This is a genomic window from Mesobacillus harenae (assembly GCF_013343715.1).
Taxonomy (GTDB): domain Bacteria; phylum Bacillota; class Bacilli; order Bacillales; family Cytobacillaceae; genus Mesobacillus_A; species Mesobacillus_A harenae.
The window spans coordinates 202,614-214,926 of record NZ_JABUNR010000001.1 but is presented as its reverse complement, the minus strand read 5'-3'; the positions used below and the strand labels follow the sequence as shown (position 1 = coordinate 214,926).

At 37.2% G+C, this 12,313-nt stretch carries 11 protein-coding genes; 1 reads left to right on the top strand and 10 read right to left on the bottom strand.

Annotated features, from left to right (window positions below; all coding sequences use genetic code 11):
• Positions 1 to 21: 21 nt before the first annotated feature.
• The 9 genes from HRJ06_RS00975 to HRJ06_RS00935 all read right to left on the bottom strand — a co-directional run bounded on the left by HRJ06_RS00975 (position 22) and on the right by HRJ06_RS00935 (position 10,507).
• Positions 22 to 774, bottom strand: a complete 753-nt coding sequence (locus tag HRJ06_RS00975) for an SDR family NAD(P)-dependent oxidoreductase (RefSeq protein ID WP_174727359.1) — start codon at positions 772 to 774, stop codon at positions 22 to 24.
• Positions 775 to 790: 16 nt separating this feature from the next.
• Positions 791 to 1,510, bottom strand: coding sequence for an aspartate racemase/maleate isomerase family protein (locus tag HRJ06_RS00970; protein WP_174727356.1), 720 nt, complete (start codon positions 1,508 to 1,510; stop codon positions 791 to 793).
• A 47-nt stretch (positions 1,511 to 1,557) separates the two neighbouring features.
• A complete protein-coding gene (locus tag HRJ06_RS00965) occupies positions 1,558 to 2,538 on the bottom strand; it encodes an ornithine cyclodeaminase family protein (protein ID WP_174727353.1) in 981 nt (326 codons plus the stop codon).
• A 24-nt stretch (positions 2,539 to 2,562) separates the two neighbouring features.
• The gene (locus HRJ06_RS00960; RefSeq protein WP_174727350.1) at positions 2,563 to 3,837 is read right to left on the bottom strand and encodes a TRAP transporter large permease; all 1,275 of its coding nucleotides are present in this window, start codon (positions 3,835 to 3,837) and stop codon (positions 2,563 to 2,565) included.
• The gene (locus tag HRJ06_RS00955) at positions 3,834 to 4,319 is read right to left on the bottom strand and encodes a TRAP transporter small permease (protein WP_174727347.1); all 486 of its coding nucleotides are present in this window, start codon (positions 4,317 to 4,319) and stop codon (positions 3,834 to 3,836) included. The genes HRJ06_RS00960 and HRJ06_RS00955 overlap by 4 nt, the downstream gene beginning before the upstream one ends.
• A gap of 128 nt (positions 4,320 to 4,447) precedes the next feature.
• Positions 4,448 to 5,488 (bottom strand): DctP family TRAP transporter solute-binding subunit, encoded by a 1,041-nt coding sequence (locus HRJ06_RS00950; RefSeq protein WP_174727344.1) that lies wholly within the window; start codon positions 5,486 to 5,488, stop codon positions 4,448 to 4,450.
• 563 nt (positions 5,489 to 6,051) lie between these two features.
• The gene (locus HRJ06_RS00945) at positions 6,052 to 7,443 is read right to left on the bottom strand and encodes a UbiD family decarboxylase (protein ID WP_174727341.1); all 1,392 of its coding nucleotides are present in this window, start codon (positions 7,441 to 7,443) and stop codon (positions 6,052 to 6,054) included.
• A gap of 14 nt (positions 7,444 to 7,457) precedes the next feature.
• Complete coding sequence (locus HRJ06_RS00940; RefSeq protein ID WP_174727338.1) at positions 7,458 to 9,338, bottom strand: TRAP transporter permease; 1,881 nt, start codon at positions 9,336 to 9,338, stop codon at positions 7,458 to 7,460.
• A gap of 152 nt (positions 9,339 to 9,490) precedes the next feature.
• Complete coding sequence (locus HRJ06_RS00935; RefSeq protein WP_174727335.1) at positions 9,491 to 10,507, bottom strand: TAXI family TRAP transporter solute-binding subunit; 1,017 nt, start codon at positions 10,505 to 10,507, stop codon at positions 9,491 to 9,493.
• Positions 10,508 to 10,766: 259 nt separating this feature from the next.
• On the opposite strand from HRJ06_RS00935, the gene HRJ06_RS00930 reads away from it, so the two are divergent.
• Complete coding sequence (locus HRJ06_RS00930) at positions 10,767 to 11,324, top strand: UbiX family flavin prenyltransferase (RefSeq protein ID WP_174727332.1); 558 nt, start codon at positions 10,767 to 10,769, stop codon at positions 11,322 to 11,324.
• 418 nt (positions 11,325 to 11,742) lie between these two features.
• On the opposite strand, the gene HRJ06_RS00925 is transcribed toward HRJ06_RS00930, so the two are convergent.
• On the bottom strand, positions 11,743 to 12,180 hold the full coding sequence (locus HRJ06_RS00925) for a hypothetical protein (protein WP_174727328.1): 438 nt from the start codon (positions 12,178 to 12,180) through the stop codon (positions 11,743 to 11,745).
• Between the last annotated feature and the right edge of the window lie 133 nt (positions 12,181 to 12,313).

Sequence of the window (12,313 nt, the reverse complement as noted above, 5' to 3'; positions counted from 1 at the left end):
TAATAAGATGCAATCATTTTTTTACCAAATTGTCTGGCCACCATCTATCATTAATGAGGCACCATTAATGAAATCACTTTCATTAGATGCTAGCAAAACAGTTGCACCGACAAGGTCTTCTGGTTCTCCAAATCGCCCTACAGGAATACGCCCGATCCTTTCATTTCTCTTTGTTTCATCACTGAAGTTGGCCTGGTTTAGTTCGGTTATTATTGTTCCTGGCGCTATGCTATTAACTTGGATGCCTAAAGGTGCTAATTCTAGCGCCATTACACGTGTCATCATATAAATAGCACCTTTTGACGCACAATAATGAAGGTTACCTGGCCAAGCTTGTACCTGTCTTGTGGATGAAATATTGATGATTTTCCCACTTCCTTGACCCTTCATCTTAAGTCCTACCGCTTGTGCGCATAAAAAGTACCCTTTTACATTTGTATCTAGCTGTTTATCCCATTCCTCTTCTTCAATTTCCAAAAATGGGGTATTGTACATAACTCCTGCATTATTGACTAAAATATCAATTTTCCCCCATTGTTCAACAACAAAAGATACCATATCAGTTACTTGTTTTTTACTTTTTGTATCTGCTTTGAATAAAAGGGCACGTCTACCCTTTTTCTCAATCTCTTGTACAACCTTTTCTGCTTCTTCCTTACTAGAATGGTAGTTTACAAGAACATCTGCACCTTCGTCAGCTAACCCAAGAGCAATGGCTTTTCCTAGTCCTTTACTCGAACCTGTGACAATAGCTACTTTATCCTTTAATTTCATTTATTTACTCCTTATCCTATTGATTTAAAAGCCTTCCTAATCCAGGAACTTTCGTATGCATACCTAATCTATTAAATACAGCCCATAAAATCGCTTGATTTGTGGTAATCACCGGCTTCCCTAAATCCTCTTCCAGTTTTTCAATCATTTCAAAAGTGCGGAAATTTGTAGCACTAATCATAATCGCATCTGAATCGCTGTTATTTGCTTCCTTTGCCATAACATATGCCGTACTTGGCGGCTGCAAATTACATTCATACCATTCGCGTGTATCCTTTGATCGCTTTGAAAAGTCTTCTGAGTTTGCTCCTAAAGTTTCAATTCCCATTCGTTTAAAAAAGTCAATCATTACTCTCGTTCGTTCTTCTGTATAAGGGGTTACAAGTGAAACCTTTTTGATATTTAACGCCTTGGCAGCCTCAACCATACAGGACATTGCGGTTATTGCCGGTTGATTCGTAATTTCTTCAATTCTTTTAGAAATATACTCGTTGCCATCCACACCTTTTAGAAAGGCAGTTTCAGCACACGAATAGACAATTATATCCGTTCCTACCTCGTTAAACAGCTTCGATAACTCTATACCGTTATTCGGCATATCTTCTCTTTTGTCAGTAGTCAAACGTACCCCATAAAAACTAATCCCTTCTAAACCAGGTACCTTGTTTAATTCCGGCTCCATTACGGCATTATCCATTGGTAGTAATAGTCCCACCCTCGCACGCCATCCGTACACAAAAAATCCTCCTTTGAAATGAATTTTTTAACTTTGATCAAATTCTTTTACAAACTAATTTCCATTCCTTCCCCTTCCTTTTTTGCTTTCTCCAATACCGCAATGGCTACTGCGATATCCTGTGCAGATATCCCTACGGATTTAAAAAATGTAATACCATCCACCGTTGGTCTCCCTTTAACGCCTTGGTCGATCAAGTTGCCTATTTCGATTAAATCTTCTTTATTAATACTTTTGTTTTTTAGAGGAATGGACAAATCACCTGGAACAGATGCTGCTGAAATCCCATCCACTGCTCGTATATCTGCTCTAACAACTAATTCTTCATCTACTTCCTGCATGCTGGAATTAAAGGCACCCACCGCATTAACATGCGCTCCTTTCTTTAACCATTCATATTTTACAACCGGTTCTGGACTAGAAGTTGATGTGGCGACAACATCTGCTTTTCTAACCGCTTCCTCTGGGGACGAAGTAACATAATAGGTAAGGTCATTACGGAATCCCTTTTTCATGTCCTCCACAAATTTTTCTGCCTTATCTTTCGTGCGATTATAGACATACACCTCTTTAATGTCCCTAACAGCACATATAGCTTCCAGTTGTCCCGGAGCCATCCCGCCTGTTCCAATAATCGCTGCAACCGAGGCATCTTCACGTGCTAAATATTTAGTAGCCACGCCAGTTCCAGCCCCCGTTCGTAAAGCAGTAATATAAGTTGCACCCATCAAGGCAGAAGGGACACCTGTCTCCCTATCCAGCAATAAAATAGCTGCTTGTGTAGCAGGTAAATTTCTTTTTACATTATCCGGTAATATCGTTACAACTTTTACACCTAATCCACCAGTTTCTGATACATAGCCTGGCATGAAAAGTGTATAGTCTTCAGAATTATCAAGCTGCATATTAAATCTTAATGGGGATTCAGCTTTTCCTGTGGAAAATGCACGATACGCCAATTCATTTACCTCAATAGCTTCGCTCATTGACAGTATTTTTTTTATTTCTTGCTCATTAAGAATTAACAAACTAAACACACCCTTATAGAAAGTTTACTTGCCATAAATATAATTCGGTAACCATAATGATATTTCCGGCACAAGTATTAAAATAACCAGTGCTAAGATGGAGATCATTACGTAAATAATTGCTGCTTTTGATATTTTTTCAATCGATAATTTCATTATTGGTGAGGCTATGAAAATATTTAAACCAAACGGCGGAGTATACATTCCTATAGCACAGTTTACGGTTATTAAAATCCCTAAGAATACTGGATCTATCCCCGCATTCATTCCAATTGGTACTAATAGTGGAGCCAATATTACAATTAAGGATGATCCATCAAGGAACATACCACCTACCAAGAAAATGAGATTGATTACGATTAGAATGGTCAATGTATTTCCGGTAACTAACTGTGATATATCGTTACTTAAACCACTAATTGTAATAACCCAACCCACAATGGACGCTAAGGCTATTACAATCATTACCTGCGCAGATACTTTGCTTGAATCCAATACGATGTTATACAATTCTTTGACCGAAAGATCGCGGTAGACAAAAACCGTAACAAAAAGAGCATAAATAACCGAAACTCCAGCAGCCTCTGTAGGAGTAAAAACCCCTCCATAAATACCACCCAGAATTATAATCGGCACACCCATCCCCCAAGAAGCATCCTTAATGATTTTAAACTTTTCACCGAAAGATAACTTTTCTGAAATGGGAATATCCTTAAAGCTTCTAGTCCTAATCAGAACATACATACTTAGGACTAGTGCAAAAAATAAACCTGCACCAATTCCCGCCATAAATAAGCTGCCTACAGAAACTCCAGTGACTGACCCATAAATTATCATTGTCACACTTGGTGGTATAATTATCCCAAGTGCACCAGCACTGACTAGTAATCCAGCTGAAAATCCTTCTGGGTAATTTTGTTTGATTAGACGCGGATACAGTGGTTTTCCAATCGACGCGACAGTGGCTGGGCTAGAGCCAGAAACAGCTCCAAAAAACAGGCTTGAGACGACAGCTGCCAGACCAAGTCCGCCTTTTATTCGACCTAGCATTAGCTGTACTAGATTAATAATACGATCAGCCATCCCCCCCGACGCCATGATATTGGCAGCAAAGATAAAAAAAGGAATAGCCATCAATGAAAATTCATCCAGCCCCGCAAATATCCTTTGAGCAACAACATCTAATGGAAGAGAGCCGAATAAAGCCAATGCAACTAACGCACCAGTACCGAGAGCTAGATAAATTGGTGCACCTATTAACATTAAGATAAACGCTACAATCACCAAAGTGACGATCATCCTAACTCCCTCCCACTGATCAATTTAAATTGTTTGATAATTAATTGGATAAACCGTAAAGAAGTAATTAAGGAGCCTAAAGGAATTGCCAAAAATGGTATATATGAAGGAATCCTTAAGGAGGGTGTAACAGATAGTGATAAAGCATTAATAACTGGTAAACTATAATATACTAATGACATAGAAAATAAAATCCCAACCAAACTTACCAGAATAGTTAAGCCACTTTTAATTTTCTTGGGAATGAACTCCACCAAAGCATCCATTGATAAGTGTTCTCCAGTTAATATCAAGGTGCTTGCTCCTATAAACACATTCCATATTATTACATAAGCTACGAGTTCTTCTGTACCCACTATCCCTGTATTAAAAAAGTAACGTAAAATAACATTTACAAAAACTAACAGAGAAACAAATAGTAGACTTATAACAAGGAAGTAATTTACCGCCATAGATAGGTACTTATCAATTTTATTCCACAACTATTATCACCCTTTCAACATAAAGGTCGGCTCTTGATGTGATCCAGCTTAAATAAGTAATTGTTTTCTAAACTCAAGAAGGACTCAGTTAATGAGACCTTCTTGATAAGTATGAAAAACTGATTAGATTACTTTTGGAATTCACTTACAGCTTCTTTAATACTGGATAATAAATCAGACCCAACAATCTCAGCATAATCTTCGTGTACTGAAGCTGTTCCTTTTTCAAATGCTTTTAGCTTTTCAGGAGAAAGCTCAGTTACCGTCGTTCCAGAAGATTTAATCTCTTCTAAATATGCAGCTTCATCTGTTTTTACAGTTTCCCGTTCAAAATCAGCAGCTTCTTTCGCAGAAGCCACTAAAACTTCCTGCAATTCAGATGAAAGACCATCAAACCATGTTTTCCCGAAAATTACTCCATAGCCTAAATAAGATTGGTTTGTTATCATTAAGTTCTTTTGCACTTCATAGAACTTCATTGTTGCTATAGAAGCAATTGGGTTTTCTTGGCCATCAACAACACCTTGTTGAAGCGCGTTATACACTTCCGGAAATGCAATTGGAACCGGAGTTGCATTTAATGCTTTATAAGTATCCATAACAATTGGGCTTTCCATTGTTCGAATCTTCAACCCATTTAAATCGCTTGGTGATTGAATTTCTTTATTGGCTGTCAATTGTTTAAAGCCACTTTCAAAGAATGCTGCTCCTTTTAGTCCTTTATCATCCAAGGTGGTTAATATGTCATTTCCAATTTCCCCATCTAAAATATGATAAATTGTTTCTCGATTAGGAAATAAAAACGGCAGATCGACAACCTGGAATTCTGGTGCTAAATTCCCTAGTACTGCAGTGGTAATTAATCCGGATTCCACCCCGCCAGTTTGAAGCATTTGCATTACTTCTTTTTCTGAACCTAGTTGGCCAGAGTGATAGATTTCCACTTCCATTTGCCCATTGCTTTTTTCTTCAACTAATTCTTTGAACTTATTAACTCCTTTAACTTGTGGTGTACCATCCTTTAATTCGGTTGCAAATCGGAACACAATTGGTTCACTTTCAGAATTACCAGTACTTCCATTGTTTTTTTCCTCTGTTGAAGATGTATTTCCACAGCCAGCAAGGGCAATTATAAAAACCAACATTAATGTAGTAAAAACTTTTCTCACTTCTATCCCTCCAGTATAATGATAAGTAATAATTTCATCGACTAGCTTAAACTTCTTGTTATTATAAAAACTACTTAAAATCCCCCCCAAAAAATTAATTCGAACAAAATTCTCTTTTTATAAAAAGGAAGACCTTTTAGTCACTCCTTTATTATTAAATTCGTTCTCGCATTAGCTCTTACCTTTGTCTACTTAGATAAATGATTTAAAGAAGCTTTGTGAGAATCAACAAATTTATCAGTATTCTTACAATATATAGAAAGTATAGATGATTTAAATCATTTAAAAAAGATACTATATTCAGATAATATGAACATTATAATTTTAAATGTAGGATTAAACAATACGGTCCAGGGTAACCCTTAACTTGATTGGAACTTATTAAATATTGAATCAGAGTACTTAAATTTTCCATTTAGTAAAATATCCATTTAAATTTTTCATTAAAACTCTTAACATTTTTCATTAAAAAAAATACCCCAAACCGGGGTATCTTTTTATAAATAAATTATCCACTTGTTGAAACAGACGAACCGTTACAAATAGAGTTATTTATTAAACTATTAAAAAGTTAATTTTTGATTTTTTGAATTACGCTTCACAAAGTCCTCAAGATGGATATTTTCTATTCCAGGTGTATAAGGCGCTTTAAATTCTTCTAACTTTCCAAAAGGCGCTGTGGCATCTAGGCCCATTTTATCGCTTGTTCTTTCGGCAGGAGAAGAAGGATCTAATGTCGGACTATATAAGTTTGGGAGTACAACCAAATCCTCACTTGCCTGGAATCGAGTGTTTATAGCCCACTCTACTTGCATAGGATCAAAAACATCTATATCTTCATCAACGACTACCACATACTTTGCTCCAATCGGGCCTGCTAACAGACCTGCAATTAAATTTCTTGCTTCAGATTGATGTCGCTTTTTAATAGAAACCACTACATGATGGCGAATGGTTCCGCCCGGTGTAACATTAATTGCTTTTACTTCAGGACATATTCTATAAGCTTCCTGATAGGCCAATGCTGTTACGGCTGCTTGCATCATCCAATGGTTTTCAGTCATTGGCATTCCCGTTAATGCATTGGTGTAGAATGCATTTTTCCGCATTGTAATAGCTGTTACTTGCAAAATTGGTGCATCCTTAACAGGACTGTAGGTCCCTGGGTATTCACCAAACGGACCGTCGGGAACCCTTTCACCAGGGATCGTTATTCCTTCGATTACTATTTCAGTAAATGCCGGAACCTCAACATCTATAGTCTTTCCAGTTACTAGTGGCACCGCTTCTCCCATTAACCCACCTGCTACTGCAAACTCATCAAAACCAAGCGGAACGCGAGCCTGTGAGGCGATAGACAGTGCGGGAGCATTTCCAATTGCCGTCATAATCTCTGTTCCTTTGTTATCATCCTCGTTTCGTTGAATTATCCGCCCAAGATGTCTTCCTGGTGGTGCATAAACGGATAATTTATCCTTACCCAGCAGCAACATACGATGTATGGAAACATTTCTTTTTTTTGTGTCGGGGTGTTTCGCAATTTGCAAACCTGCCGTTATATATGGCCCTCCATCCTTTTCGTAATGAGTGAGAATTGGCAGTTGATAGAGGTCGATCTCATCCCCAGTAAGCACAATTTCTTGACATGGTGCATCTTTTATAAGTATAGGATCAATCGCTTCTCCTTCTTTTTCCCTATAAAAATCTAGAAACTTCTTGGCATCTAAATTAAACGCTTGAGCAACCCTTCTTTCAGCAGAAAACAATCCACTTAATACTGGATAATCATAACCTTTAACATTATTAAAAAGTAAAGCCGGACCCTCAATATCTGATGTTTGCCTAGTTAAAGCAACGATTTCATATTCAGCTGAGACCTCATCGTTGATTATAAGTAAGTCATCATTGTCCTGTAAAAATTTTAAGTAATCTCTCAAATCATGCCATGCTGCCATATTAGTTCCTCCTTTTAACTTGCATTAAGATTTACGTCTTTAGAAGAGTTAGGTATATATTTTCTCCATAAGAAGATTGAGACAAAAACAGCGAACCCAATTAGATCAGAATATATTCCTGGATACAACATTAATACCGCCGCTATAAAAAGAACGATACGCAGGCTAAAACCTACATTTCCTAATAACCACCCAATAATTGAGCCTGACATAAGGTAACATCCGAAAGCAGCTGAAACTGTTGCAATTAATATATTACTCCATTCCCCGTTCATTAATAATGACGGGTTAAATACAAACATATACGGAATTATAAAAGCAACAATCGCCAACCTAAATGAAGTAAATCCTGTTTGCATTGGAGATGACCCTGCTATTCCTGCAGCTGCAAATGAAGAAAGCGCGACTGGAGGAGTGATTGTAGATAAGCAGCCAAAATAGAGAATAAATAAGTGAGCTGACAGCTGATTTACACCCATTTCGATCAAAGCAGGCCCCCCCAATACTGCGAGTAATAGATAAGCAGCTGAGGTAGGTAGTCCCATTCCAAGAACAATGGATACCAACATCGTTATTATCAATGCAATAATTACGATTCCTCCGGATAAAGAAACAATTAAACTAGATAACTTTAATCCTAAACCAGTTAATGAAACTACTCCAATAACTATGCCGGCGCAGGCACAAGCCGCTGCTACTGGTAAAGCAGATTTTGCTGCTTCTTCAATTGATTCGAGCATTGCCTTAAGATTAAATTGGACGTCTTTTTTCAATACACCTATTACAATTACGGAAAGTATTGCAAAAAAAGCCGCCCTCATAGGGCTAAAACCCTGGATTAACATTAGAACAATAATTATTAACGGAACGAAATAAATAATACCGCTCTTTATGGTTTTCCTTAAATTGGGGACCTCTTCCTTCGTTAGCGGTCTAATGCCATCCTTTTTCGCCTGAGCATATACGACAAAACCTACTGCTATAAAGTAAAGAGCTGCAGGAATAATAGCAGCTGTTGCTATTTCTAAATAAGGTATACCTAATAATTCAGCCATAAGGAAGGCTACAGCCCCCATAATTGGAGGAGCAATTTGTCCACCATTAGATGCGACTGCCTCTACAGCACCGGCGAAATGAGGTTTGTACCCAGTCTTCTTCATTAATGGTATGGTAAAAGCCCCAGTTGTAACCACGTTGGCGACGCCACTTCCAGATATCGTTCCCATCATTGCACTAGATGCCACCGCTGACATTGCAGGTCCCCCTGTTATCCTGCCTGTACCCGCTAAAGCTAAATCAACAAAGAATTGCCCAGCCCCGGATCGGTTAAGAAAACTGCCAAAAAGGATAAAGAGAAATATAAATGTTGCTGATACACCTAATGCCATCCCGTAGATTCCATCTGAACCCAGGTACATAAATGTAAAAAAGCGCTCAAAACTTACCCCATTATGACCTAATAACCCTGGAAGCCATGGCCCAGCAAACGCGTAGAATATAAATACCAATGTCACAATTGGCAAAATCATTCCTAGCACTCTGCGAGAAGCTTCAAGTAAAACGATTATGGCTAGGATCCCTAAAATGACATCTGTAGAAGAAAACAGCCCGTAGTTTTGGATAATTTCATCATAGTTAAGAAAAATATAAAGCCCTGTTACTGTAGCAAAAACTAACAAGGTTATATTACCTATAATTTCCCATAAGGTTTTTTTTCTTTCTACTGAAGTTAGTCCAATAAGAAAAATGATGATTGAAATTAACATCCAGTGGATGGATCTTTGAACTAATCCTGGTAATACTCCGAAAGCGGCTGTATAAAGATGAAACACTGTAAGAACCACAGCAATAATAATGATGAGATATTTCCCTATATCCCTTAATGAAAAGGCCAATGTTACCCCCCCCTTTTGAGTCATTCAAAATGAACATAGACATAATATATTGTGCTATTATGAATGATTAAGTAAGAGAGGATTCAAGGCTCTTCCCACCCTAAAGGTTGAGCCTTGATTCCCTCAGCAGCTAATCAACATTGAAATTGGAGTTATTTAATATCTAGCCCTTGTTCTTGGAAGTATTTCTTTGCACCAGGATGCATAGGAATAGGTACATTAATCGCATTTTCAAGTGAAATATCCTTAGCCATAGCATGGAATTCGTGCACTTTTGCTAAATTATCATATATCATTTTTGTGAATTCATAGGCTACATCTTCTGATACATCTGCATTTGCAATGATCATTGTAGGCAAGGAAAGTGTTTCTACATCATCCGCCTGGTGATCATAAGTCCCGGCCTTTAATGTAGTTTTTCCATAATAACTATACTTTTCTACTATTTTGTTCCGTAACTCTTCCTCTAGAGAAAGAAGTTTTATTTCCTTAGTAGCACCTAAGTTTAAAATTTGTGAATTCGGAGCCGCACTCATAACAAACAGCGCGTCTGCATTTCCATCACTTAAAGCACTTGCTCCCTCCTCAAAGCTAACTAACAGCGGTTCAATATCACCTTCACTTAGACCAGCCTGTTCTAAAATATCCCATCCCATTTGTGCTGATGAAGATGCAGGTGGACCAACAACAACCTTTTTCCCTTTTAAATCTGAAATTGAGTTAATACCAGAGTCAGCAGCTACTACAGCCTGAAATGTGCTATCGTACAGATTGAACATACTTACTATATTTTCTTTTTTACCGAATGGCTCATTTCCTTGAAAAGCATGGTACGCTGCATCTGTATTTACAAATCCAAAATGGCTATCATTGTTTGAGACCAGACGAACATTCTCCACTCCGCCATTGGTAACTTCTGCTGACATATTTATAACGTCGGAATTATCGTTAACAACGTTAGAAAATCCCCCTCCAATTGGATACCATGCACCTCCAGTTCCTCCAGTCGCAAGTGAAACTTTAGTAACGGCTCCACTTTTTTCTCCTGATGAGCCATCATCCGTATTATTTGAACCATTTGACTCTGAGGAACACCCTGCGATTAATAATAGAAAAGCAGCAACTAAAGTAATTACCAGCTTACTTTTTAAAACAAATGTCTTTTTCAAAATAAACCCTCCCTTTTATTGGATAACAGATATTTAAAAACTTGATACCTCCTTTTCAGAATAGTCATATAATTCTATATTTTATAACATATGCCTTTATCTATTTGGACAAAAAACTTACTTCTTTTTTGTCTTATCAAAAAGGCTTACAATCCTAAGAAATCATTTATAATAATATTTAATGTCAGAATTATTTAACAATATGGATTTATAGTTATAAATGGAATGTTAGAAAATACATATTTTGGAGGAACCTAATATGAAAATCATCGTTGGTATATCTGGGGCCACGGGAGCAATTTACGGAATTAGATTACTTGAGGCTCTACGAAACGCAGGGGTTGAAACTCACTTGATTATGAGTGAATGGGCAGAAAAGACAACTGTTATTGAAACCAATTACGATGTTTCTTATGTTAAAGGTTTGGCTTCACATGTTTATTCACCCAAAAACCAAGCAGCTCTTATTTCGAGTGGTTCTTTTGTTACAGATGGAATGGTTGTGGCTCCTTGTAGCATGAAATCTGTTGCTTCGATATGCCACGGTTTAGCCGATAATCTATTAACTAGGGCAGCTGATGTAATATTAAAGGAAAACAGAAAATTAATTTTAGTTCCTCGAGAATCACCATTTAACCAAATTCATTTAGAAAATATGTTAAAGCTCTCAAGAATGGGTGTTTCTATTAGTCCCCCCATGCCCGCTTTCTATAACAAACCCACTAGTGTTGATGATATTGTAAATCACACAGTTGCTCGTATTTTAGATCAGTTTGGATTAGAAAATAATCTGACAAGAAGATGGCTACAAAAGTGAAACTTATACAAATATAATGATGAGAGCCCGAGGTAGTTATTAATACACTCTCTTTAACTCACATCTATCCTCCAACATTTAACTTTTGCAAAGGGAATTGGGACATAAAAGCCATTATCATATTCTCTCAAGAAGCAAGGAAGAGAGCATGGGAAGTATAGAAAAGGTCCTTGTTCTTCACTATACACGAAACTGAAAAAAGCACAGAAACTCTCCTAAAAGATATAGTTTTGAGGTGATACTTCCACCAAAATGACAGGCTTGGCAACATCGTAACAAGACTTTAGAAAAGCAAAAACTCGCCCCAAAAAATCGGCGAGTTTTCTTTATTATAAATTCCGGCTTTTCTTTAACTATTGCACCCTTTATTGAAGAAGCATTTTTACTCAATCTGTAAATTTAAATGCTTCAAACAATATTAACGGTTTACTTTTTTTATGCATATCAACATATTGAAGCCAAAAGCAATCCCAGCGATCGCACTAATAAATCTTCCATACCCTGGGAGAACAAGCGGGGATAAGAGCCCACCTATGCTTATCGATGAGAAGTGTATCAGGGGAGCTGCGGCTACAATAATAGATGGTATTCCAACAGAGAGAAACTGCACCCAGTCGAAGTTCCATTTGCCCTGCCTCATTATTTTTTTAGCTAATGATGGCAATGCAAATAGAACCCCCAAGACAATTGTAAATATCAAAAAAAACACCATTTGCTTATAGAACGTGATAGTTCCATAGTCTTCTGAAGTTTGATCTGCAATCAAATATTCATACTTAAATCCCCGATACGTGATAATAAACAAAATGACCGTGTAACCAAAGTACGATAAAAAACGTGCCAATGTGTTTTTCATCAAATCCCCTTTCTAACTAATTTTTTAACTTCATTACTCTAACTAATTATTTTTGGATAAACTGGGTCAATCGGTTAGTTTATTTAAAAAACGGGATAAGCCCAAAAAAGATAAAGTAAAGCAGTACCCCCAT